Annotated in this window: 12 protein-coding genes; 4 read left to right on the top strand and 8 right to left on the bottom strand. The window is 47.4% G+C overall.

Features of this window, described 5'->3' with window-relative positions:
• Together HMPREF9441_RS05705 and HMPREF9441_RS19040 are read right to left on the bottom strand one after the other, a co-directional pair.
• Positions 1-1246, bottom strand: a 1246-nt coding sequence (locus HMPREF9441_RS05705) for an RNA-binding domain-containing protein (protein WP_008619013.1), incomplete at its 3' end; no start/stop codon positions are given.
• Positions 1247-1532: 286 nt separating this feature from the next.
• A complete protein-coding gene (locus HMPREF9441_RS19040) occupies positions 1533-1928 on the bottom strand; it encodes a hypothetical protein (RefSeq protein ID WP_244949640.1) in 396 nt (131 codons plus the stop codon).
• A 438-nt stretch (positions 1929-2366) separates the two neighbouring features.
• Between HMPREF9441_RS19040 and HMPREF9441_RS05695 the strand changes: the two genes are divergently transcribed.
• Entirely contained in the window at positions 2367-2720 is a 354-nt protein-coding gene (locus tag HMPREF9441_RS05695) for a hypothetical protein (protein WP_244949639.1), read from the top strand.
• Between the two features lie 83 nt (positions 2721-2803).
• Here HMPREF9441_RS05695 and HMPREF9441_RS05690 read toward each other — a convergent pair whose 3' ends face one another.
• The 5 genes from HMPREF9441_RS05690 to HMPREF9441_RS05670 all read right to left on the bottom strand — a co-directional run bounded on the left by HMPREF9441_RS05690 (position 2804) and on the right by HMPREF9441_RS05670 (position 20718).
• The gene (locus HMPREF9441_RS05690) at positions 2804-3568 is read right to left on the bottom strand and encodes an SDR family oxidoreductase (RefSeq protein WP_008619009.1); all 765 of its coding nucleotides are present in this window, start codon (positions 3566-3568) and stop codon (positions 2804-2806) included.
• 98 nt (positions 3569-3666) lie between these two features.
• Positions 3667-4815, bottom strand: a complete 1149-nt coding sequence (locus HMPREF9441_RS05685) for an OmpA family protein (protein WP_008619008.1) — start codon at positions 4813-4815, stop codon at positions 3667-3669.
• Positions 4816-4829: 14 nt separating this feature from the next.
• Positions 4830-6323 (bottom strand): hypothetical protein, encoded by a 1494-nt coding sequence (locus HMPREF9441_RS05680; RefSeq protein ID WP_008619007.1) that lies wholly within the window; start codon positions 6321-6323, stop codon positions 4830-4832.
• Positions 6324-6328: 5 nt separating this feature from the next.
• A complete protein-coding gene (locus HMPREF9441_RS05675; RefSeq protein ID WP_008619003.1) occupies positions 6329-16306 on the bottom strand; it encodes a LamG-like jellyroll fold domain-containing protein in 9978 nt (3325 codons plus the stop codon).
• Positions 16307-16326: 20 nt separating this feature from the next.
• Positions 16327-20718 carry a V-type ATP synthase subunit I domain-containing protein gene (locus HMPREF9441_RS05670; protein ID WP_253270810.1) on the bottom strand — a complete coding sequence of 1464 codons (4392 nt, stop codon included), beginning with the start codon at positions 20716-20718 and terminating at the stop codon, positions 16327-16329.
• A gap of 1061 nt (positions 20719-21779) precedes the next feature.
• Between HMPREF9441_RS05670 and HMPREF9441_RS19035 the strand changes: the two genes are divergently transcribed.
• The gene (locus HMPREF9441_RS19035; RefSeq protein WP_244949638.1) at positions 21780-22166 is read left to right on the top strand and encodes a helix-turn-helix transcriptional regulator; all 387 of its coding nucleotides are present in this window, start codon (positions 21780-21782) and stop codon (positions 22164-22166) included.
• A gap of 19 nt (positions 22167-22185) precedes the next feature.
• Entirely contained in the window at positions 22186-23232 is a 1047-nt protein-coding gene (locus HMPREF9441_RS05660) for a helix-turn-helix transcriptional regulator (protein WP_008618999.1), read from the top strand.
• On the opposite strand, the gene mutS is transcribed toward HMPREF9441_RS05660, so the two are convergent.
• Entirely contained in the window at positions 23207-25828 is a 2622-nt protein-coding gene (mutS, locus tag HMPREF9441_RS05655) for a DNA mismatch repair protein MutS (protein WP_039864964.1), read from the bottom strand. The two genes, HMPREF9441_RS05660 and mutS, sit on opposite strands and share 26 nt — an antisense overlap.
• A gap of 566 nt (positions 25829-26394) precedes the next feature.
• Between mutS and HMPREF9441_RS05650 the strand changes: the two genes are divergently transcribed.
• Positions 26395-26934 carry a flavin reductase gene (locus tag HMPREF9441_RS05650; protein ID WP_008618997.1) on the top strand — a complete coding sequence of 180 codons (540 nt, stop codon included), beginning with the start codon at positions 26395-26397 and terminating at the stop codon, positions 26932-26934.
• Positions 26935-26943: the final 9 nt, after the last annotated feature.

Genomic DNA, 26943 nt, shown 5'->3' with positions numbered 1-26943 from the left:
TTTCCTCACTCTTTTCCTCACTCTTTTCCTCACTTGGGTAATATTTAAGAGCTTCGGCTGAAATCGGTTCTACCACCAGAAAAGCAGTTCCAAGATCAAGGCTAAATTCGGGTTCTCCATTCCCGTTTTCCTTCAATTCTTCTTTTACCCTTATGATTCCCCGGCTGAAACGGTTGACAAACCCCAATACTTTCATGGCTTCTGCAATCACAGGATTACGATAGTCATTCACAAACGGGAAGTTTTGAGCATTTACCTTGCCATACAACCCACCGGGATTCATCAACTCTATACGGTCATTGTACTGATAAAACTGAATAGGACCGTTGCTCTCGTACGTACGATGGCAAATGGCATTCATCAACAACTCACGGGTAGCCCAATGAGGATAGTCCATAAGCGTTTTTTCTCGTAAAGCACTAATCGGCACAGGACGGCGGTTGATAATAGACGTATCGACAAACGTATCCAACCGGAATAAGACTTCGCAAAGATTTCCTGCAAATTTATATTCACTTTTTACCTCACTTTCCCGTCCTTTTCCTCCAAACCTCACATATTGTATATACGCACCCGGAAGAAAACGTTCCACTTGTTTACCGAAAAACAATATACCGGCGTATGTCGGACAACCGTACCTTTTATCAAAAAAGCCCAACGACTGTAACTGCAATTCTACATCTCGTCCATCCTCGCGTAACACATCTTCAGGTACGGCCTTCGGAAGATAAAGTTGCCTAAACATAGCAATGTCTAAATCATCCACAGTAGCCCCAATACAAGGCATGGCATCGAATGTCTTGATATTGGCCACTCGCTTCTCATATAACCTACGTTCATCGTCTTCATTAGCTACTCCTTTCCTCGGCCCTATCCTCACCCATATCCTCCCCTTATATTTTACAGGCGGCATTTTGGTAGGATAGACCTCCACTACGACAATGTCCCCTTCCGGAAATGTAAGCTTTTGCACAGTCATCGAAGGTTGCGGTTGGATATTCCCATCCGTCCGTATACCTGCTATATTCTTCAATAATTCATCTGTTACATGGATGGGATGCAGGCTCCCGTCATCCTCTGCCCCGATGATGAGGTACCCCGGATGGTTATTACACGGCAAATCATTTGCAAAAGCACAAATAGCCTGTCCGAACTTGTCTGTATTAGTAGTTGAAATGGTTCGTTCTACACTGTCATTCTCCAAATCACCTAATAAACCACGTATATAATCCTTTGTTATTGACATATTGAATAATCCTAAAATGAGACGATTCGAAAACAAAGATACGGAAACAACAGAGCATTTACAACGGAAACAAAATAAAATCTATACGACAATAATTTCTATCGTTACCATATACCCTATTTCCTCGGAACGGATGATTCCGGCGACAAGATTGCCGTGAAGGAAGTTAAAAAGGATTTGACTGGAAAAGCCAAATCCTTTTTATTTCTTATCGGTGCACTCTTTTTTCCATTGGGGCTTTGCCGGAGGAAATACATCTAAGAGCAGCCAAAGTTACAAAGACTTACTATTGTTGTCTTGTACAAACCTGTTTCTCACCGCCATAACCGTTATTGTATGTCCACGTCAATTTCGTAGCAGTAACAGTCACGTTATAATACTCATCTCCATATCCGTCTTCATCGTCTATAACCATCACTTTACCGTTATTTTGCAACCAAGTAAAAGTGTACGACCACCATCCGCCATCTTCTTCGTCATATTCACGGTATATTCCCGTCAAATCTTCATTAAATGTCATTAATGCGTAAGCATTGTATCCAAAATCATATCTCCATGTTCCCACGATACTATTGCCGGATGCTCCGTTATCATCGTCGTCGTCATCCTTGCATGAAACCACTCCGGCACAAAGCACCACGGCCAAGAACATGGCCAACCATTTGAACATTACTTTTCTCATAATAAATTGATTTTCAATATTGCTTCCAAACTCCCCGAGAAGCAGGTTATTTTCTTTTTTTGGGTACATATACGAAAAAAGCGCAGGGAGTCCGTACCTGTTGCCCGTCCCACGCATAGAGGCCTTCGCATTGCCCGGTACAGTTGAACGAGCAACGCAGAAGCCCCACGCCGATATGTATATATATCCCTCACTCCCCATGCGAAAACACACAGGTACAGTGAGAGCCTGTATAAAACATACCCACAGGGCATCTACCGCTGCCATGTCCCTGACTGTACCAGAAAGTTGCGAAGTTTCTATGCGTCGAAGAACAAAGCGTCAAGTAAACGCCTTTCCACAATATATGTGTCCCCATTCCAACCGCCCTTTTTACAAGGGCTTCGGCATGGCGACAAGGCAAAGATAAAGAAAAAACGTAAAAGCGGACTAAAAAGAATGAAAAAAATTCCTTTTCAAAGACAAAAATCAACCTCCGCAGAACGGAAAATCAATCTCAGCCGAACAATTTTTCAATCTCAGCCGAACGATTTTTCAATCTCAGCCGAACGATTTTTCATTCTGCGGAAGAATTTTTCACGGATACAAAACCTTGTAAAACAAATACTTATGTGTTTTCTAAAAAACATACAGCCATTAAGACACGGAAAGATGGATGGACATATCAGGATTCAGATGCAAAAACGCCGCATCCTCCTGTTTTTAAGGCATGCGGCATTAGCCAATACGGTTGCATCCGAAAAACATAAACCGGATACTAACGAACGGTGCTTTTATTGTTTGGCATCATGAGAACGTTGTTTCCGAGACTCATTCAAAGCCCAAATAGCCAAAAGACCGATAAACAACAAAAAATAAATAAATGCCATAATCTCTTATTTCTTGCGGTAAGCTATCGTACCCGTGGCCTGGTTGGTAGGCATGACCAACACTTCGGCTATCTGGATATGCTCGGGCAAGGAAGCAGCGAAATAAACCACCTCGGCCACATCATCGCCCGTGAGCGGACGAAGCCCTTCATACACGTTGTCGGCCGCAGCCTTATTGCCACGGAAACGCACTACGGAGAAGTTCGTCTCCACCAATCCGGGCTTGACGTTCGTCACACGTATGGGAGTATCCACCAAATCTATACGCAAACCGTCCGACAGGGCCTTCACCGCCGCCTTGCAGGCACAGTACACGCTCCCGCCGGGATAAGCATAGTCTCCGGCAATGGACCCCATGTTAATGACGTGTCCCCTGCCCCGCTCCACCATGCCGGGCACCACGAGGCGCGTCATGGCCAAGAGGGCTTTCACGTTCGTGTCTATCACCACGTCCCACTCGTCGAGGCTTCCTTCGTGCTCTTTATCCACCCCGATGACCAGGCCGGCATTGTTCACCAACACGTCTATGGCCTTCCACTCTTCGGGAAGGGAATCCAAGGCAGCACGGGCTGCGGCACGGTCGCGCACGTCGAACGGCAACAGCCATACTTCGACTCCATATTTTTCTTCCAATTCGTCCTTTACGGCATTCAGTTTCTCCACGTTACGGCCATTCAGAATCAGCCGGTGCCCGTTCTTGGCAAACTTGCGGGCGCATCCCTCTCCTATTCCCGAGGAAGCACCGGTTATCAATACAGTATTCTTTTCCATATCACATCGCTTTTAAATCTTTCTAACTGCAAATATAACAGAAAAAGCCGTCCCATATCACACATGAGACGGCTTTTTCATTCCGGATTCTTATAAGACTACTTTACCAGACGTATCAATGCCACACAGTTCCATACAGGCTCCCCCTTATAGGGCTGCACGTCCGTACCGACAGTTTTCGTGGTTACCTGCGAGGACCTTACCCCATATTTATCCACCAACTGTTTTTTCACATATTCCGCACGCTGGCCGGCCAGCTCACGGTTGTAGGCTTCGGAACCGGACGTGGCGTCGGCATAGCCCTCCACACACACGGCTGCCCCGGGATTGTCATGCAAGAAACGAGCCACTTCGTAGAGCTGGGTCTCCTGCCCCTCGTTCGGCTTGTTCCTATTGACTGAGAAGCGGATGGAAGCCATCACCACGTTCCACTTGGAACGGTCGGCATTCACTCGACCTATCACCCTATCCTTGCCCGGAACCTCAACTTCGCGTACCAATACCGTATCTACACGGTAACGCACAGCCTCGACAGGTACCGTAATCACCGGTTTGCGGAAAGCCCGGCGTCCTAAATAGACACTCACTCCGGCACTCAACGCCACCGAGGCCATATAACGGCCCTTTGTGGGATTGACATAATTGTCTGTCCACTCGCTGACCACATCCACATTGACATCCAGCAGGCGGTGTACGCTGAAACGATTACGGACGCCCACATGGCCTGTAAACAGGTTCTCACGCGTGGTTCCCCGATAAGCAAAAGCATGCTTGTAGCCCATACCTGCAAAAGGGACCAAATCGTAAAGAGCCCCTTCCCGTTCACAGCCTGTAATCAGGTTGAGCAAGCTGAGACGAAAATCCGCCCGCACACCCAAATAACGCAGGTAATAGCGGAAAGAACCGTCGTAGCCCACGTCTACCCTGTTTAAGGGAGAGAAAGGTTCCACTCCCTTGTCCAACGGCGTTCCACGATAGCCGTTCTGGCTATAACCGAACACATCGAGATGCAGCCCCCAAAAAGGGGTTATCCATTTTCCAACCCCTAAGTTTAAAGCAGGGGTAATCTGTTTCCCAAAAGCTATATCTTGCCAGCCGGGCGCAAAAAGAGCCTGCACGCCTACACCGGCATCCATATAAACATTATCTCCGAATCCGTCCCATACAGACACCCGTTCCGGCTGGGCCAAAGCTTTCGTGCCCGAAAACAGAAGCAGGGACGCTATCATTATTTGTCTTATCTTCATGATTTTCTCTATTATTATTCAACGACTTGCAATGTGATCCCCATCGGCTGGTTACGGCTTCCGATAGAACCGCCTGCTTCGAAATCAAACATCTTAGCGCAAGTGAACATATAACGGTTGCCCACGTGATAGTACTTCAGAGTGAACTGTTCGGCCACGCCTAACGTGCCGGTCACATCCATATCGAAAATAAGACGTCCGTCGTAACGTTCAGCCCGGGCTACCCCACGACATTCATCATCCACAAAAGCCGCCAACATGTCGCCCTCGGCCAACTCAGTATTGATGGCTTCATAGTAATCCACCGTGAAGACAGCACGCATATTAACGAGTTTGAAAGCCGTTTCCAACGGCAACACGTTGTATTCGGCCTCACTGCCCCATGAGGTAGCATCGGTATACCGTGCGCATTCTTCCGTGACAAACACATGTTTCAGCGAATCGCAATAATAACGAAAAGACATCTTATCACCGGCGCTACCTTTCATCTTCAGCAGGTAATGGCCGTCCAACCCATCTTGCACGATGCTACACGGACGATCGCCCACGAAAGCCGCCACGTTGTCAGCTCCCGACATATAAGGCCGCACCACGTCGGGCAAAGCCACATAGAGATCCATATAACCATGTTCCCTCAAGTCCATCACGACTTTCTGCGTCTGCGTGTGCAGGAAATCACAGGCCGGTCCATAGACATATATGTCTTTCAAATCCGAAGTGTAATATTGTAACGTCAGTTTCTCGGTCTCTTCACGAGCCCATGCGCGGAAACGGAATATATAGGCCCCGTCTTCTTCGGAAACATGTCCCACCCCTCGGCATTCATTCCCGACGAAAGCACCCACCATGTCGCCAGTTGCCACCGCTCCCTGGTCGAAAGCCGACAAATCCACTTTCACTTCCAAGTCCATGTAATAAGGCAGCTCGCCTTGAGAATTCCAAGTGAACATACGAGGCGTATCCATGCTGCCCAAAGTGATGTCTGATTCGAACGCCACTTGCTCGGCTGCAACAAACAGTTCCTTCTTCCGGTCACTGTAATACCGGAACTCCACTTTTCCCATTTCGGCTTGCTCGCCTTTCACCTGAATCAGATAAAAAACTTCTCCTTGTGCATTCTCTACCTGCTGCGCGATACCACGGCATTCCTGTCCGATAAAAGCAGCCAAACGGTCGGCCGGTGTGATGTCGGGACGGATATAGTCCGACATACGGATCACAGCCGTCATACTGGCCGGATAAATGAACATATCGGGAGCCTGCCAGTCGGGAGCCTGCATCGGCGATGCCTTCACGACTTCCCAAGAAGGGGCTTGCATTCCCCCACCGAACTCTATGGTCCAGTCGGTAGGTGCGGTGGCGGGCACAGGGCCCGCCGCCGGCATCCAACCGGGGTTTTCAAATTTTGTATATTCAGGAACTTTCACATTGTCGTCTTCCTCCGTACAAGCGGCAAAGAAAACAGATGCAAGTCCCAGAAAAATATATTTTAAATGTTTATATTCCATTTGACTTATCTTTTAATTTTAATCACTTTATATACGTCATCGTTACCGTTGACATTGATATTCACCATGTAAACGCCGGGAGCCATGTTCAAGGCATCGGTCCAATGGATATCCACTTGTCCGTCTCGGTTGCAATCCCTAAAGATGGCTACCGTAGTTCCCTTCGTATCATTGATGGTTACTATCACCTTGGCTTTCGGATCTACCTGTTTGCGTATGAAGAGTTCGTTATAGAACGGAGATGGATAGACAGCCTGACTGTTCCGATCTACGAATGAAATCACAATCGGATTGTCATACGATCCTTTCACATCGTCGGCCTTGAAGTTGCCTGCATCGGCTGCTGATGCCACCACTTCGCCTTTTCGCTCCACAACCACGTCGAATGACTCGGCCTGTTCTCCGGCTACAGACAGGAAGAAGAGCGGTTCATCGCTTTCTCCACGGCAGATAACCGGCGATTCGCCACGGAGTTCCCCGTTGGCATATGCTTTAAGCACGTCGCCTTCGTTCACCTCTATGCCTTCCACCGTGGTCACCATAGACATGGTACGTGCATAATTGGTATTAGCCACTCCGTAATCAACCATTTCCGGTTCATTGCCCATTGAGCGTGTCTTCACGTTCGCACGTCCTCCTTGCGTATTATCCGACGGATACTGCAAGGTAGCCGTGGTCGTACCGATACGCTGCAACATATAGCCTCTACCGGGCTGCATGTAAGTCAATGAACCGATCCAGCCCAGATTGCCGTTGTACATGGCAAAACCGCTCTGGCTCTTCACCACGTCGCCTTCTTCGGCTTCATAACCGGCCAAAGCCTCGTTCAACGTCAGGTTCTTCTGGGCCAGATAAGGAATGTAGTTCCATACGGCCACACCCTTATCGTTCACGCTGCGGACGGTAAGAATATTGTCGGCCGTATTTACCGGCTTGCCAATCACACTCAAGGTCTGTGCATAAGAAGAACGGACCATAAACATACCCTCGTTGTCGAACGAACGGAGCGAACCGACCCATCCGGTTTCCGTACCATACGTACTTACACCGCCGTCTTCACGCTTCACTTCGTCGCCCGAAGCCCATTCGTTGTTCCTCAATATCTCGGAGATATCGGCCATCTTGTCGTTGCTTACATTGAACGATGTCCATGTCCAACCGTTTTCCAAAGCCACGTCGAGCTGTACCAGGTCGAGGTTGGAGAATACGACCGGAGACTTCGGAGAACCCACAATCGTGTTCGCACGGAATGCGATTTCCTTTTCAGGAGAAGCCACATAAGTCTGTCCCGTGGAAGCATCCCACATCTTGAACTCAAGGTTCTCATGCGAACCGCTGTTGCTATACACGGTCAGCAACGCATAATACATGTCGTTCACCTTGATATACTCGTTGGTAGCCACACCTACGCATACATCGTTTTCGAATGCAGCCAACAAGTCTTCCGTATCATTGGAGAACTTGCCGTTCAATTTGAGCTGGCCGTACACGTTCATGTTGAACTTGTAGTCAGCCGGATTCACGCTCCAATCCGGTTTCTTGCCGTTCACCTTCAAGGTCACGTTCAACGGTTCGGACACACCTTCGCTGTTCGTCAGGTAGAACACTTCGTTATACGTACCGATATTCACACTTTCATCCACCGTAAAGGTTACTTTCCGGCTTTGTGTTGCAGTAAGCGTACCGCTGGCCGGTTCCACATCTATCCATGAAGGATAATTGCTAATAGTATAATCTTCCGTATTACCGCCCTTGTTCACCACTTCCATCGTGAAGCTCAAAGGTTCGTCCACAGCCTTTTCAAGGCTGATTTCATCCTCGCCCCACTTCAACTGGTTGCGGTCGATATAAGCCGTCCAGGTTATCGGCGAAGCAATGCGGTTGCCGTTCAGGTCACGCACACCGGATACAGAGAAGGTCACCGTAGTCTTTTCTACCTTGGCAGGATCTTCCTTCAATGTCACGATAAGCGCGTCGTTATTAACCACGAAGTCGAACAACAAGTCTGTCACACCGCCATTGTCCTTCACCGGTGCAATGGCAGAATTCATCATGACTTCTTCTACCATGCCGCGGTCCTCCGGATTGTCTACCGAAGCTACTTCTACATTTCCGATAACTGCAATGGCATCGGGCACTGGTGATGATGTGGCTGGTTGCTTCTTCATATCCTTGAGCGAGAACCTCACAACAGGGATATTCTGCTCCGTCACACCGTGAGCCTCGAACGGGTAATAAGCCAAAAGTCCTATTGCCGTGCTGTCGGCTTTCATGCGCATGCCTTCGTTCACCGATTTCTCGTCCTTATAGAGGTTCCAGATGCGCAGATCGTCGAGACAGCCCTTGAAGTGGTGCTCATACGTGTTGGTGGTTGCGTTGACAATCACCGGCGTCACTCCGGCATAGATATATCCGGAAGCTATCTGCCCGTAGTCCGTCACATCGGCATAGGTGTTCAGTTCGCCGTCCACGTAAAGCTGGACGCGTCCTGTCATGCGGTTGGCCGACACGGCCACGTGGTGCCAGTTGTCATCCAGGTAATTGCCCTTGGCTTCCAACGGAACCTGGCCGTTACTGCAGAATGCCAGCTTGCTGTCTTTGAATCCTAAGAAGAACAGGTTTTCAGAACCTCCCCAGTCATTGCCGTCGGCACGTCCGTTGGCCAGAAGGGTCGCATTCTTGTTGGTATGGTCTCCCTTGAACCAGAGTTCAATCGTATAGTCTGTCTGCTTGTCTATCACGACCGAGCTTCCGGAAGAAAGTTTCAGGTAGGTATTGACACCGTTCAACTGCAGGCTCTTGCCTTCCGGCAGAATCCACGTACCGCCGCTCATGCCCAAGTTCAGGCCGCGGGCCTTGTCTTTCAACATAGTGCCTTCGGCCTCGTCCATCGGATAATAAGAAAGCAGGTTCTGTTCGTTTCCGCTCAGGAGCACATTGCTCTGGGACTGGATTTGCCCTGCCGTACGGGCTTCCGTCCATACGCGTACATTGTGAATCCGTCCTTTCAGCTTTTCTGCCAACGTGTAGTTGGATGCTCCGGTATAAGCCGGAATGTCCGAACGTTCCATACGTGCCTTGAAGTCGTAGTACATCACCATGCGTCCTGCGGACTCGCCGTCTTCCTGCTGGTCCAAAACCAAAGCCACATGATGCCAGTTGTCCAAATAGTTATTGATTTCATCTTCGGTAGAAACCACTTTGTCTGAGATGTAAACATTGCCGTTCACCACAGCCTTCAGCTTGCGGTCGGACGTGATGCCGAAAGCCAAAGAATCTTCGCCTTCGCCATGACGGAAGAATGTAGCATCCTGGTCGACCGGAAGCTGTATCCATGCTTCCAGCGTGATGTCCTTGCCGCGGAAACTGCGTTTCAATTCGCTTTCGAACTTGTCGTTACCGTCCGTTTCCACTGCCACGGAGTGGGACGTTTCCGTACCGTTCTTCACACCCGTCACCTTGAAGTTGTTGTCGGTCAGATAACCGGCAGCTATCGCTTCGTTGAAGGTAATCTTCGCATCGTCGTTGATGGTCAGTATGCCGTTGGCAGGTTGGGGCGTGCCGAACAAGCGCGGGATGTACATGTCTTTCACACCGCTATGGATTTCAGAGAAGTTCTCCACATCCACGTTGTTGATGTTGCACACCGATACGGCACAAAGGTCGTAAGGCTGGTCGGGCATGTCATCCAGGAACCACTTGTACCGGATGGTACCCTTGTCTTCCGCTTGGATCATCTCTGCATTCAGGCCTTGCTTGATGGCTTCCTCGTAATACTTTTCATCACTGAAATAGTTCATCAACGTCACCCAATTCTCTTCCGAATCGCTCGAAGGCTTATACAGTAGTTTGATGCTCTTGAAATTATCATAGTTCACGTTGAAATCCGTGATGTCCACATTCATGTAATGCTTCTTCACACCATTCACGTCCACTACCGGCAATTCCGTATTGTAAGTCCAATTATTGGCCGGAGTCTTGATTTTCACATCCGAGCAACTGGGCGTAAAGTGAACCGTGAAAGTCACGGTGTCCGCAATGGCCGGGAAATTGGCTGTCGGGTCACCTTGGCACTGCGAAGCCAACACCAGTTGCAGATTGTCGTAGTTCAAGCCGGGGCCTTTGGTCACTTCAAGCACCTTGGTCAGCGTTTCGCCCGCCGGCACAAGTATCGTGCGTCCGTTTCCTATGGCACCACCGTCCATCTTCAATCCGGCACCACTCTGGTTGGCTTGATCATCCACAATCAGGTTGAACCACGCATCCTCGTTTACTGCCGAGTTATTACGCAGGTAAAGCGTCACGTAGGCAGGTTCACCAGAAGGCACATTCTCGATAAAAGCATTTTCAACCGCGATTTCGGGCACTTCGACTTGCAGCGTCTTCTCACTGATGACCGTACCCTTCTCGTAATATTTCGTCACCTCCTCGTCTTCGTACGGACAGGAAGTGGCACCCGCACGCGTGCGGAAAATGAAAGTGGAAAGATTCAGGTCCTTGGAGTCGATGTCTCCGGTGCCCACGTCTGCATTTTTTCCTCCCCCTTCATCATAAACGTCTACGGAAAGATAGTCGTTTCCGCTATCGGCCAATACGAAGCCCACATTTACCGCGGCTTCTTCTTCGTTTTCGGTCGTATTACCTTCCGTCCTGGACACACTCTCGTTGAACTCAATCTTGAAGCCCGAGCCCATGGCATTGAATTCCACATCGGTGGCAAATCCCCCGCCGACCACGAAACTGAACGTTTCGCTGGTGTTTTCCACATTGGAATATCCCTTGCTGTATTCCACCGTGGCACCGGCCTGCATGGAGAAGTTCTGTATCAGCTTTCCGTTTTCGATGGCTTCCACTTTGGCCCGTTCATTGTCTCTCAAACGGGCTATCCAGGCATCCATCGACTGGTTCAAGGCATGGATGGTATCCGTGCGCTGAACCTGTTCCGCCGGGAAATAGATTTGATAGCTCGGCCCGTTGAACAACGACTTGCCCTCGTTCGTGTAATAGTCGTCATGTTCCTTGAACACCTCGTCGCTGTTACTCTTGGCGTAATTCGGGTCACTGACAGGTAGCAGGGACACATAAATCGGCTGGTTTGTCGCGTTGGCCTCAGCCTGGAATCCGGCCTCGGTCATTTCGTTCTGCTGCCGTAGGAAGCTGTTACGTAGCGTTTCCATTTCGGGCAGCAGGCGGTTTTCTATATGTGCCTGCGGATAGGCAAACAGCGTGGCAAAACTCGTACCGGTATTGAAAGAAGTGGTCTTCACCAAACGGTATTCGCCCTCACCGGCCACTTCATACACATCCGTATACTTTTTATCCTCTCCGGTTTGATCCGCACTTACCAACGTAATGGCATCGGCCGTACCATAAGACAGGTTCGTGGAATAACCCAGGAACACGTCGCCCATCGCGCCCACGTAGTCCTCGCTGTCACTGGTGGTGAAAGTGGTGTTGATGGTCGTGGTCGAGGATTTCGTTTCCGAGTCTTCCCATTCCGTTGTATGGGTCAGGGAGACCTCCGTTCCGCTCGACTGTTCCAGTTGATTGATGGTTCCCACTCCCACTCCGGTAAAGGTAATCAGGTCATAACCCACGTCCGTCACCAGGGTTTCTTCACCGTCTATCGTCGTCGTTCCCGTGAAACTGGAAGTTTCGGTAAAGGTCGTACCCTTTTCCAGGTAAGAATATGAGTTGCTGCCCGGCGGGTCGCGCAACACGGCCAACAGTTTGTCCGGACCGGCTGTCACGAAGTCGTTGCCCTTGCTCACGGTACCCCGCGTGATAAAGAGATTGTCCTTGTCGAACGGGCTGACCCATGAGATGGAAGTGGCATTGTCGCTGTTGCCCACCGTGGCTTTCACGTTCAGGTTGGCACTGGCACTGGTCAGGTCCACTTTCGCGCCCTTGAAGTTCCAATAAGCCACACCCGTGGAATCGGCTTCCACGCTTACGAAATCATTAGAGCCTGACATGGTGGACTGGAAACTCACCACGGCGTCCTGACTGGGCACCTTGTCGGTCATCACATCTTCCATCACGTTACCGGACTCGTCATAATAATGATATTCTTCATACACCGAAGCCTTGAACTTATAGGTGTTGCCCTGCGTAAACATGGGGAGTCCCAGCGTGTAGGCCACATCGCCTGTCGTCTCGTCTTCCTTGTAAAGTTCCACTTCCTGTGTCTTCGTGCCTTCCTCGCTCCATACCAAGGCCGGAGCCTTCTCGTCGCCGAAGTAGCCGAGCGATGTCTTGCCACTTACCTGCTCTACGTTGACCACCGGCTTCACGCGGGCTATGAACAGTTGCTTATGGTTGTACCTCACGGTGTCGGAATAGTCCCTCTTCTCATACTTGTTGTTCACCAGAATGGAATCCGTATATTGATTTAGTTCGTCTTGTACGATAAAGGCGTTGGACAAGCTCAGCTTGGAGTTGTTGCCCGAAACGTTGTCGTAGCCCGGCACGTTCACCTTCACCGCATAGTCTATCGGAAGAAGGTCGGCCACGAACTCGCCCGTTTCCGTGTTCGGATAAATCGTCATCACGTTGCTCTCGCCTTTGAAGAACACTTTATTCGTATAGGCCTGGCGCCCCTCATCTCTCCACTTACCTGGCAGGAAATGCGTCTTCGTCTGGTCGTTGTCATTATCCTTGTTCAGGTAGTAAGCCGAATTTTCATACGTCAACTGGATGGAAACCCCTTCTGCCAAGTTATTCTTGGAAAGGGAGTGTCCCACCTTGAAGGCTTCCTGGACGACACCACCGGCCACACGGCCTATCATGCGCACCGTCGTCTGGTCGGTCAGTTTCACCGTAGAGTAACGGTCGTCCTGGTAGTTGATGTCTTTGCCGTAGTCATCCACGATACGTCCGCCGTTCTTGAACGTATGGTTGGCCAGCACGGCTTTCACCTCATGCAAACCCACGGGCACCGAGATGCTGAACTCGCCCTGCGCATCGGTGGTAATGATGTTGCCCTTGCTGTCCGAGCAAACCACGCCGTCTATATAGAACTGCACGCCCTCTACCGGAATGGTACTGCCTTCGTAGGTCACAGTACCCTTTACAGGGAACGAAGACTCGTCTACGAACTCGGTCTTGTGGTTCACGCTCGTCCCGCTCAGCGTCACCGGTGTCTGCGTAGGCGAGAACTTATGTGAGCCCAGCACCGGCCTCACCGTATAGAGCGTACTGTTACCCGTATAAGGCACTCCGGAGATGTAATAAGAACCCTCTTCGTCCGTATAGTCCTTATAGTTCAACTGGTTGCGCGAGGGGGTATGCTCCGGCAGGCCGGACATTTCGGCATCCTCTATATAAACGGTGTTTTCGCCGTTCTTGCGTATGCGCCCGTCATGGCCGTAATAGCGCGTTTCCTTATGGGCAAAGTCATAGAACTCCTTGCCCGTGGAGTGGTTGAAGTTCCAATAAGCCCACAGGCCCTCTTCGTCGCCCGAGAGGTAACGGTCATAAGTCTTGGCTATCTCCTCTTGCGTGAGCGACTTGCTCCAGACTCTCACTTCGTCGATATATCCCTTCATGCCGCGGCCCATGGCGAAATAGTTGTGGCCGCCGAACTCAGGAAGGAATTCCGTCTGCGGACACGACGCCACCTTGACGTTGTTCACATAAAGCTGTAAACTGTCCGGGCTGCTCACCGCCGTGATCTGCATGAAATCGAAACTTTTGGTCAACTGGCTGATAAGGGAATCCGACTTCAGTTCCAGACTGCCCACCTTGAAATGAAGAGAGTCGTTCCGGACATACAGTTCATACATGCCGGGCTTTTCCAGCAGCGTCTGTTTCTCTGCCAAGGCGGCATCGTCCAGCTTGGCGAACAACTGGAAAGCCAGGCTGTCGGATCTGACAATGAAATCTTTGTCCCCGTCATTTTCCTTCTTGTTTTTGAGGAACGTGGAGTCATTCACTTCCAGATAGTACTCACCGGTCATGCGGTAGCTCTTGCCGCTGATGTCGGCCGTGGTTTCCAGACTGACCTCGACATTGGGCACACCCTGCCCGCTCTCGAAGGTGATGCGCCCGAAGATGTTGCCCGTTGCCGTACAGAAACCATAACTGTAATCGTGGGTCTTCACCTCTTCGTTGGCACACTCCTTCGAGCCTTCTATCATATATTCATACACCTTGCCCGGAACGGCCTTGGTGTCGGTATAGGAATAGTTCACCACACCACTGATAGCTTCCACAGTACCTATCTGCACGAAATCCTCCGTGTTGTCCTTGCCGGCATACTCACGCCGCTGCACAGAGAACACGTCCAACGAGCCCGATCCTTTGCCCACTTTCCAGTCCAGTTCCACGCGGTCGCCGAAATAACCCTTGGAAGACTTGAAATACTCCAGGCTGGCCACCTCGGAATCGTTCAATCCCTCGGGGATGGTGTCCCATACTACTATTCCGTTTTCATCTTTCCTTGATTTCAGGTAGTTTTCCACCGCCACGGGCTTCTGCTCCTTATACACCCCATGTTCGTGGTCCTCACCGGGAACCATCCTTATGGCCCAATTATAGAGCACGCAACTCTGCGCTATGAGCACCGTGTCGATACACTCTATCAACTTTTTGCCGCCTATGGTAACCTGCCGGGCGGAAAGATAGTCCTTGCAGTCAAAAACGATTTCCTCTTCCTCGGTGAAAGTCTCCCCATCGACCGACATCTTGGGAGTAAGGACAAACTTGGCCTTGTCCTCAAGCACCACATCGTTTCCTTCGGGATTGTAGTCCCAATACCACTTCAACTCCACCTGGCGCGCCTCCATCAACTTGGCCGTAGCGAAAGAATCCACCTTACTGTGCACCTGCTCCTTATTGATAGAAGCTGTCTTAAAAAGATATCTACCCCACTTGGAAGGAAGTTCACGCCAAATCTCATACGTCACTTTTTGTTTCGGATTATGAATCGTTTCCTTGTCCAGGAAAGTCGTCGAATCTTTTTTAAACGTGAATTTTTTAGTCTCGTCTCCGCCCTCTATGCTTTTCTCAATGATAAATCCGCCGGTACCACCGTCGAGCATGGTTCCGTCTTCTTTACCAGCAACAGTCCACTTCAACAAGGTGGCGCCATTCTTGTCCTGAGTGGCCGTCAAGGTCTTCACATGGTTATATTTGGGCACAATGAAATCCGTGGCCTTGGAAACCTCATAATTACCTTTCTTAAATCTCTTAAAACTATAAACAGCTGTCATCTGGCCTTTCTGTTCGATTGAATCCAGCTTGATATTAAAGAGGTTATTTCCAGTCTGGCTGCCAAGATTGCACTTATACTGCAGAGTCCCGACACCGGAAGACGCACCCGAAGCTTTTACCTGAACATCTCCCTCCTTACTGCCCGGCACGGTTTTATCGGAAACATCCGGAACTTTGAACTCATATGCTTCGGTCTTGGTCTTCGTTGCAGTAATGTCATAGTCACTGGCATTATTCTTATCCACCCTAAGATATACAGAGAATTCACATTTCTCTGCCAAAGCTTTTTCTTTCAGATAGAACCTCAACGTCGCATGCGTTTTAGAGCCGCTCTTGTCCGAATTCACGTTCGTCCAATTATTATAATCCACATTTCTTTCCACGTTGTTCTCATGCGAACCATTACCGGCAATAGTCACCTGCTCAATGTAATCATCTGCGTCGTGGTCTCTTTTGGCCTTCACCCAATACCACGAAGCATCCCCCTGTGGATCACCGGCACCGGGAAACGAATACAAATTCACAATATCTGTATACTTACCACTCCCCACTTTGATTCTGATTACGGAACTTCCATTGTTATGCAACCCTTCATCCTTACCGTCATCGTCATAAACAGGGATCGTGATGACGAAAGCCCCTGTCGACTTATCAAATGAAGACGAGATATCTCCTGCGCCCATATCGTAGGCCTGTAGCGGTATCGCCGCCCCCAAGAACAGACACAAGGCATACAGCCATCTCCATTTCTTTACATGTTGTTGTCTCATAAATTATTGTTTTAAATTGGTTATTTCTCCTTGATATACATCTTCTTGCCTCCCACGATATAGATACCTTCGGGCATGCCGCGGAACGCATCTTCGTCGGCCAGACGCACTTTCTTCACAAACCTTCCCTGCAAGGTATAAACCGGAACTTCCTCGGAATCGGCATATACCTTATAAATAGAGGTAGCCTCCAGTTCCTTGCGCACACGCTCTATTTCTTTGGCCAACCCCACGGTTGTCAGTTTCAGGTCTTCATAAAGAGTGGCAGCCTCACTAGTCTTATCAGCACGCGACAAGGCATCTTCGGCCAGTGCCACGGCAGCTTTCAGGGGTTCGTCCTTTACCTGCAAGAGCAAGGCTTCCGCACGGATAATGGAATCGTTGAGCGCGAGCATAGCCCGGTCGTACAAGGCGGCATTGTCCTTATACTTTTCGGACAGTTCGGGCCAAACGGCTTCCAATGCCGGAATGCGTCCGTCTTCCACTTCCAGCGCATCCTGACTGCGGCTGATGGCCTCGGCAATGGTCTGGTCGGCCATCAGCACCACCAAGGGTTCAGACTTGCCTATCACATCCAAAATCTCGGCCTCTTTCTTGGAGCAAGCTACCGATGCTTCCCTGTGGCAACGGCTCACGGTGTCGGTCATCAGGCGTATCGCCATCGTATCGGTATATTCCAAATAGGATTCCGACCGGCGGTAAACGTCCATAATTTCAGAACTTTCCCGATCTGCGCCATAATAGAAAACATGCTTGGACAGTGCGTCCTCACGGGCATCGGCCAACGCCTTGTGCAGGCGCGCCAGATTGTCGGCCAGCATCTGGTTCAGTTCGTCTACTTTCCCTTTCAGAGAGCCGGTGGCTGCGATAAGTTCGGCATACACCACGGCACCTTCTTCCATCGGGTCAAGATGTCCGACCATATCCTCGGCCTGTGCCAATAGTCCGGCCAGACTTTCGTCGGCAGTCCGTTCCAGCAGTTCCGTCGCCGTTTCCACTGTTTTACGCATGGCATCGGCAGCCTCTACATAAAGTTCCAGTTGCTCTTCATAAGCCTGTTCCAACACTTCCATCTGCCCGGTGATGGCTGCGATGCGGGCATCCATGGCATAACGGGCATTGATAGCGTTCGAGATTTTATCGCCAAATTCAAGGTTTGCCATCAGGGCATTCAACACTTTGGCACGATCAATAACTGCCTGAATGGCCGTTTCTTTCTTCGCACAACTGTCAGCCGCATAAGCATAACAGGTATCCAACTTCTCTACCATGGCTTGCAACGTAAAGATGTTCTTCTCTTCTTTTTCAATATAATCGGTAGCGATATTGTAGATATCCAGAATTTCCGAATCCGGATCGGCTGCACCATAGTACATCGCATGCTTGTTCTTGGCACTGATACACAAAGACTTCATGTCGGAAAGGGTGGTCTGGTATTTACGTACCGTCACGCTTACGGAATCTCTCAAGTTCAACCTGAACTTCATCAAAGAATCCAGGCAGCAACTTTCCGTCCGCGCCCATTCGGCACGTTCCAAAGCCTTGTACAGTCCTGTGCCTTCGCTTTGCTCACCATAGTAAACCTCCATTTCTTCGCGGCCAACCACAATCTCTTCTGCCAACTCCTCGTTAGCCTTACAGAAAGCGTTGTAGGCCTCTTCCACCTGTTTGATCCGGTCACGACGTTCTATCAGCAATTCCAACGAATAGGTTATCAACCCTTCTTGTCGCAACTCGTCGGCAAATTCTTTGTTTTCTTCGAGGTAAGGCCCCACATTAGACGTAGGCACGGAGTATTTGTCTGAACCGTATGTTTCGAAATTTTTCACCAACTTGTCATATATACCTATGTAGTCATTAGCCACGCCCCTTCGTGCCGTGCCTTCAACCTTCATTAACGCATCGTCCAAATCGGTTCTTATGTTTTTCACATTGGCTATCACGGAATAACGCTCATCGGTGTCGATGTTATTATACTCATCGGTTGCCGCCTTAATGGCCTGGTTCAACGGTTCGTTACTGGAATAATTCTGGTCGTATTTCAACTTAGTGTCGTCGATAGCCTTCTTCAAATCGGCCACGGCCTGTTGCCATTCGGCATCCGCTTCGGACACCATCGTTTGCAAATCGCGCAGATAACCGCTCAGCACATTCATATCGGTGCATACACGGTCTCCGCTTTCATCATCTGCAGCAACCAAAGCGTCTTCCACTTCTTTTATACGGCCGGTATACTTATCCGGAATATCCTCTGCATAACGCTCTTCCATCTTGCCATATACGCTTTCAATCAAATAAGCATCCAACCTCTTTACCAGTATCTGGTATTGGTTTAACGTTTGTTTAATTTCGTTTTCCAACGCCACGATATAGTTCTGGAGCACGTATGTCTCCAAGGAGTTTTTCACAGCATCGGCAGCCAGAATCTTATCTTTCAACGGGTCGTAATTATACTTTTTATTTAATTCAGTTGCATTATTGATAAGTTTTTCAAGTTCTAACTGATACTCATAGGGGTCGGAAGTTCCTCCCGTATTGTCATACACCTTATATAAAGTATCATAAGCTTGCTTCAACTCCGATATATTTTCAGTTTCTCCCAGAGTTTTTTTAGCGGATTCTATTGTTGTCTTCAAAGTTTCCAAACTCAAAGAGGTGTTCCACCTGTCGTAATAGCTTTGGGCTTTATCAATCATTTCCTGCAAGTTCCTCTTGCATTCCTCACTCTCATTTTTCCTGTCCTCTATTTTGGCATCGATGTCGCTCCACAGCTTTTCGGCAGTCTCGTTGGTAACCTGTCCTGTACGCTCTATCAAAGCCTGCAAGGCGCCATCTTCGTCGCCGTAAGTAGCCAGGCACTCTTTCAAATCGGCTATCCGCTGCTTGGCCATGCCTCTGTTCGCCGCCAATTCACAGGCTTTTTCCAATGCTGTCGTGGCAGACTTGATTTCGCTGTCTTTCACGCCCAAAGAACCGGCTCCGGCATGAACGCCTTCTGCTTGGGTTATTGCTGCCGACAAATCACTATCTTGCCAAGTCTCGTTGCCTTGTTGCGCCTCTTCAATCTTACCGTTCAAGGTAGCGGCCAAATTGTCATAATAATTTTTAGACACCGCATACTTTGCATCCAAATTTGCGGCTTCTTCTGTATAAACAGACAGAATCAAAGGCAATTCGTTGAAGACATCCTTTGCATGGTTCACAGCCTCAGACAAATCCTTACGGTCTTCGCTTTCTACTATTTGCGCCAGTAACAGTTCGGCTTTCCCGATTTCTTCTTCCAGTTTATTCCTGTTTTCTGTCCGCAAAGTGTTCAAGGTTGACAAGGAATTCGTCATCTCCACCCTTATGCTGTCCAGCTCCTCGTAAGTGATATCCGCCCGCTCATTGGCCGATTTACACTTTTCAATCTGGTCGTTTACTGTCTTCCATGCCGGTGTGTCGTCATTCCTTTCGTCCTTCTTGAAATATGTATTAAGGGTATTCGTAGTTTGCGTAATGTCCGTTTTCGTCAACTCTTTCAAGTCGACCATCCGGATAGCATCCTCCAATTGATCGGAATATGTTTTGATTTTTGTCAAATTACATGTCTCGCCGTTTATCATATAATAAGAAACGGTACTGTCTTTCACCTCAATCGTCATTTCACCGAAGGCATCCTCTTTATATACCACACATGACAGCGTACCGTTTTCTGTATACGTCCATTTGTAAACTTCCGTATAGGCCTGATTTGTTTTCAGACTTTCATATGGTCCTCCACTTAAAATCGTATTCATATAGCCTTCAAGAATCCTGCTGAATTCCACCAGATAATTATTCGACTTACCTTCTGCTATTTTCAAGAAGTCAGTCAAATCCGTACCTTTACCGATCTCTTCCACCTTTTCGACGGTCAAGACCGTATTCGCTATATACTTCAGTGTGTCTGCCACCTTCGATGCATCCTCTCCAAAGTTGGATTCTATGAATATCGAATCGGTGACAACAGCATCATCATAATAGTAATTATACAACCTCAAAGCTTTCTGACAGTCTTCCTCCATTTTGTCTAAACAGACTTTTTTGGAGTTAAACTCACTGATTTTCCCATTCAGATCATTTTTGGCATCCTCGACCTCCTTAAGAGTAGCTAAATCATTAGCCAACTTTTGTGCGGCATTCTCATAAGCTTCTTTCAAAGCACCATCCCTGTCTTTGTTAACTTCTGCTTCAGACATCAATTTCTCCAAGGCTTCTTTGGCTTGTTCCAAAGCCTCAGTGTCATCAGCAGGCGATGCCTCGGCAGGAGTCATGTTTTCGACTCGCGGCCACTCTTGCGGCCCTGTTCGCAACCATGCCCCGTTTGTCCAGGCCCATAAGACTCCGCCCGAGACCAACATGAAGCATGCTGTAGTAACTGTTTTCTTCATTCTCATTTTTTACATTTTTGATTTTTAGGTTTGTTCATTCCTTACCATACTTCAGAGGCAATCATGCATTGCATGCAAATCTCATCGTCTCCACTACGACATACTGCCGCATCTACATTAAATCACATTTTTCTTTCATTCGACATAATTAAAATTATTCAATAAAAAATACCTTGTATCCGCTATCAAAACCAGATTGTGCTACAGTCGTGGTAGTACAACCTGTTCCAAAACGAATCGGGGCACTATTATCCCCTTATTAATTTATTTTAAAATTATACTTTTTAAAGAGTTTAATGAAAAATAAAACAACCTATTTCAATCTCAAACGGAAGAAATAAGACTAACATACCTTAAAAAGCAGGATTACGACAAACATATACACTTAAAATAGCTATATTTGTATAGAATAAAATTTATATCTAATAACTATGGCTACTTTTTCTCTTTTTAATCGATTTCATCGGAAAATTAAGAGTTTTTTTGGAGGATATATAGAACACAATCATATAGACTACCAACGCCTATTAGTATATGTATACTTCGTGATAACGACGTATCTACTTATATTTTTCACCTTATTCAAGGGGTTTAGTGCAAAAACGGCCTTCTCGGCCTACATACAGATGGGGGTTTGTATCCCTTCATTATTAATATTCATACTGTTCCTAACACATAAATTCACACTGAAGCAAGCCTTATGCACTCACTTAGTATTATGTAATTCTTTCAATATTTTCCAAATGATTTTCTTGGCATACAACAATGAAGATAACCTTCCCTTTGTGGTTGTGCATACGGTCATACAAACCGTACTACTCTTTCTCTCACTGATTTCTTATTTAAAATTCTATCCTTTGTTCATCGCTTCATCCACTATAATATCCCTCTGGATATGTTGTATAATTACTGACATTCCTACATTGAACGACATATTCTGGATCATAGCGGTATTTCTTATTATTATAGTCCTTTTAGGCAACAGGCTTGTCAAGCTCATAAATGAACTCAGCCATACCAATAAACAACTTGTTGCAACCCAATATGAAGTATTCTCGCTTTTGGACTTAGACAAATCCGCACTAACCAGCTTGTTGGAACTGGCTGAAAACAAGAAACTGTCCTCCGAAGAAATAAACGGCCTGATGGATGGATTAATAGATAAGAAAAACATGCCGGACATCAAACAGCATATCTCGGAATGGTACACCCACTCCCAAAACAAGAAAAATATCATTGCCCAAAAGTTACCCATGTTATCTGAAACCCAGCAAGAAATATGCCGCCTTATTTTAGAAAACCATTCAACCGGAAACATTGCCAAAACATTAGGTAAAAGCCCGTCAAACATCACATGCCAACGTTCCAAAATACGCGCCAAACTCCATTTAAAAAAAGAAGAGGACCTGAAAACCGTATTACAGGAACGAATACAGAAGAGAATTTAATAACTTTCATTAAACCGATATGGAGAAACAAAAAAACAATAAACTGCATCGCCAACTCTTCGTAAGTCTCAGACACCATGTAGGTGATTCATTCATCGAGAAGCAAAGACTGCTCATATATATATATGTGAGTATAGGAGGAGGGTTATTACTGATACTAAACCTTATAGGACTATCAGGCCCCATGGGAAAATATTATTTCATAGCTAACAGTATCAATTTGTTCTTCATAACCTTTTTACTATTGGCTTTTCTACGCAAATACATAAATTTGGAAAACGCTGTTATCGGCCTTATGTCAGTATGCCAACTGTTTTGCATATCAGAAATGCTATTTATAACTTTTACTCTACAAAACTATGCCATACTTATTATAGGTAACATGATTCTGCTCATAGGCATTATCTTTCTCTCTACTCTCAGCCATTTAAAACCGTCTATCATTTCGATACAAACCCTGATATCGCTAATTGTTTATACCATCTGTTGCTTTACCCTGAACGACTCTATCCAGCCTCGTACTTATGGCGTATTGGTAATAACTTTTATTCTTTCCGGATTTTTAGGATACCACCTGACTAGAAAACTCACATCCATCACACAAATAAACAACAACTTGGAGCAGATACAAAAGGAAATGATATCCCTATTCAATATTGACAAGAATCATATCAATCATTATATCCGGCAATCACACACACAAGGATTGACAGAACAGCAAACCAACCAATATCTGAAAATCTTATTAGAAAACCAAGGCACACCAAGACAAAAAAGTATAGAAAACCATATAGCAAAATGGCACGAACAAACCCGAATAGACTATCAGAACATCAAATCCTTCTTTCCGGAATTGTCTCCTTCTGAACAGGAAATCGCTACTTTGATACTAAAAGGATACCAACTTAAAGAAATCTGTAGCCTGACCGACAAAAAGGAATCTAATGTCAATTGCCAACGCTCCAACATACGCAGAAAATTACAAATTCCTCCCGAAAAGAAACTACGCCACGCCCTGCTGCAAACAATCACACAAAAAACTATTTTCCACCCACAATCTTCTTAATGCCATCCAACTTATTCAAAGCCTCCATAGGAGTTAAGTTATTGATGTCGAGATGCAATATCTCATCCCGAATTTGGCACAGCACTGGGTCGTCCAGTTGGAAGAAGCTGAGCTGCACGCCGTTGTCTGCCTGCATGACCTGCTTTGCTCCACGGCTGTTTTTCATCACATCCTTGCTGTTGGCAGATTCCAGTTCCTTCAATATGGTATTCGCCCGCGACACGATGCTCTTCGGCATGCCGGCCAACTTGGCCACGTGGATACCGAAGGAGTGCTCGCTTCCTCCCCGTTCCAACTTACGCAGGAAGATGACTTTCTGATCCACTTCGCGCACCGACACGTTATAGTTCTTCACGCGGGGATACAACTTCTCCATCTCGTTCAGCTCATGGTAATGCGTGGCGAAGAGCGTCCTTGCCCTCCCTTTTTTATTTTCATGGATGTATTCCACGATAGCCCACGCGATGCTGATACCGTCGTACGTAGACGTGCCACGTCCCAATTCATCGAAAAGCACCAAGCTACGCGAGGATATGTTATTCAGGATATTGGCTGCCTCGTTCATTTCCACCATGAACGTACTCTCGCCCATGGAAATATTGTCGCTTGCTCCCACACGGGTGAATATCTTGTCCACCAATCCGATATGGGCAGATTCGGCCGGAACGAAGCAACCTATCTGGGCCATGAGCGTTATCAAGGCCGTCTGGCGCAACAGGGCTGACTTACCGGCCATGTTCGGACCCGTAATAATAATGATTTGTTGTTTCTCCGTGTCCAGATAGACATCGTTGGCAATATATTGTTCCCCTACCGGCAACTCCTTTTCAATCACCGGATGACGCCCTTGTTTGATGTCCAGCACATCGTCGTCTTGAATCACCGGACGGATATAACGGTTGTCTTGTGCCACTTGGGCAAAAGACAGCAAGCAGTCCAACCGTGCCAGTAAATTGGCATTAATCTGAATGGCCGGTGTGAATTCGGCCAAGGCCAACACCAGGTCATTATACAATTTCGTCTCGAGCACCAGGATTTTATCCTGTGCGCCCATAATCTTTTCCTCGTATTCCTTAAGTTCCTGGGTAATGTAACGCTCGGCATTTACCAGCGTCTGCTTGCGTATCCAATCGGCAGGCACTTTGTCCTTATGCGTATTCCGCACTTCCAGATAATACCCGAAGACATTGTTATAGGAAATCTTCAGACTCGGAATTCCGGTGAGTTCCGTTTCCCTTTGCTGTATCTTCAGCAGATAATCCTTACCTTCAAAAGCTATATGGCGAAGCTCGTCCAATTCCCGGTCTACTCCTTCGGCTATCACTCCCCCCTTGTTGACCAACAAAGGCGGGTCGTTCTGTACTTCGCGGGCTATGCGGTCGCGGATGGAAGCACATAGGTTCAACTGCTCCCCTATCCTCTTCAAAGTCTCGTCCGAAGCATGCTCGCAAGCTGTCTTAATCGGTTCGATGGCTTGTAAGGCCACTTTCAGTTGCACCACATCGCGCGGCGACACCCGTCCTACGGAAACCTTGGAAATGATGCGTTCCAAATCGCCCATCAGATGCAACTGGTCGCTAATCAGTTCCTTAAACTCCGGTTCGCGGAAAAAGTAATCCACCACATCCAAACGCTCGTTGACCGGTTTTTCGTCTTTCAACGGAAACAATATCCAACGGCGCATCAAGCGAGCGCCCATCGGGGTAATCGTACGGTCTATCACGCCCAACAGAGAATTACCACCGTCTACCATGGAATTCAACAACTCCAGATTGCGCACCGTGAATTTATCCAAACGGACGTAACGTTCTTCTTCGATACGCGAAATGGACGTGATATGCCCGATCTGGCTGTGCTGGGTCATCTCTAAATATTGCAGAATCACGCCTGATGCCACGATGCCGCATTTCAAATGGTCGATGCCGAAGCCTTTCAGATTTTTCACTTCGAAGTGTTTCAGCAACTTTTCCGTAGCCGAACGTTCGGAAAAGACCCAGTCGTCCAACTCGAACGTAAAAAACTTTGTTCCGAAATTACCCTCAAACAGATTCCGTTTTCCACGCTCGAAAAGCACTTCTTTCGGCGAAAAATTCCCCAAGAGTTTGTCTACATATTCAGACGTACCCTCTGCCGTGAGAAACTCTCCCGTGCTGATATCCAAAAAGGCTACGCCGCAAACATTCTTATTGAAATGTACGGCAGCAAGGAAATTGTTTTCCTTGTAACTCAATACATTGTCATTCATTGAAACTCCGGGAGTCACCAACTCCGTAATCCCCCGCTTCACCAATGTCTTGGTCAGCTTAGGGTCTTCCAACTGGTCGCAAATGGCCACACGCCGCCCTGCCCGGATGAGTTTAGGCAAATACGTATCCAAGGCATGGTAAGGGAAGCCAGCCATCTCCACCGGTTCGCCGTTCCTTCCGCCATTGCTACGTTTTGTCAAGGTAATACCCAATATTTCAGAAGCAACGACAGCATCCTCACAATAAGTTTCATAGAAATCCCCACAGCGGAACAACATGATCGCATCGGGGTGTTTCGCTTTCAAATCATAAAATTGCTTCATCATCGGGGTCAACCCTTCTTTTGCCATAATCGTTAACTTTTTAGAATCAACCACAAAAATACGATTATTTTTTCTGATTTGAAACGGATGATTCTGTTTTTCTACAAGATACAAAAAACGGGACAACCCTCAGATCACAAGAGGAAAGCCCCGACAAACAAATCTTTAATCTCTCAAAATTTTTCTCATAAACAATAAACGAACTATTCGTTTGCTTTTCCTATTAAACTACTGCTTCACGCAGTCCTATGCTTAACATTATACTGTAACAATCTTTTTTACCTCAATCTAATACCTAATCTATTGCATCTCACGATGCTTTCAATATCGTCTCTTGTTTTAAGACAATGCAAAGTTACACGATATTCCTGAAAGATGCATACTTTCAGACGTAATATTCCCATAAAACCTTTTTTTCTTGATTTACGTCAAGGAATATCCTGAAAATATTCGCTGCGACCTGTAAAATCCGTATCTTTGTTTCCACGAAAATAGGAGGCGGCTCGGCAAAGACAAATCAGAAAACTGCGTTTTCATTTGTCTCTGCGCTCGCCTTTCACTATCTTTGCACCTTATTATAAAAAGAAAAGAGCATGAAAAAGATAGAAGTCTCTGAACTTACGGAGAATTTTTTCGAAACGATCAGCAAAGAATGGATGTTAGTCTGTGCTGGCGATGCCAACCGATATAACATGATGACCGCATCATGGGGCGGAATAGGGTGGTTATGGAACAAACCTGTAGCTTTCGTATTCATTCGTCCCGAACGCTATACTTTTGAATTTACGGAAAACAACGACTTCATGACGCTCTCTTTCTTGGGGAAATCGCCCAAGGCGCGTGAAGTATATAACTTATGCGGTTCAAAATCCGGACGGGATATAGACAAGACACTCGAAAGCGGACTCACGCCATATCCCCTTGAAGACGGCAAATGCGTGACTTTTGAACAGGCACGGCTCGCTTTGGCCTGCAGGAAGTTGTATGCCGACAATCTGGCTCCCGAAGCTTTCCTCGACCCGTCGCTCAACGAAAGATGGTACGGTAAACAAGGCGGTTATCACAAAATGTATATTGTAGAAATCACCGGCGCATGGATAAACGTGCATCACTCTATAAACGGATTAAAATAAAAATATCAA

The sequence above is a fragment of the Paraprevotella clara YIT 11840 genome (assembly GCF_000233955.1).
Taxonomy (GTDB): Bacteria; Bacteroidota; Bacteroidia; order Bacteroidales; family Bacteroidaceae; genus Paraprevotella; species Paraprevotella clara.
Note: the sequence above shows the minus strand (reverse complement) of the source record. Positions and strands in the feature narration are given on the sequence as shown.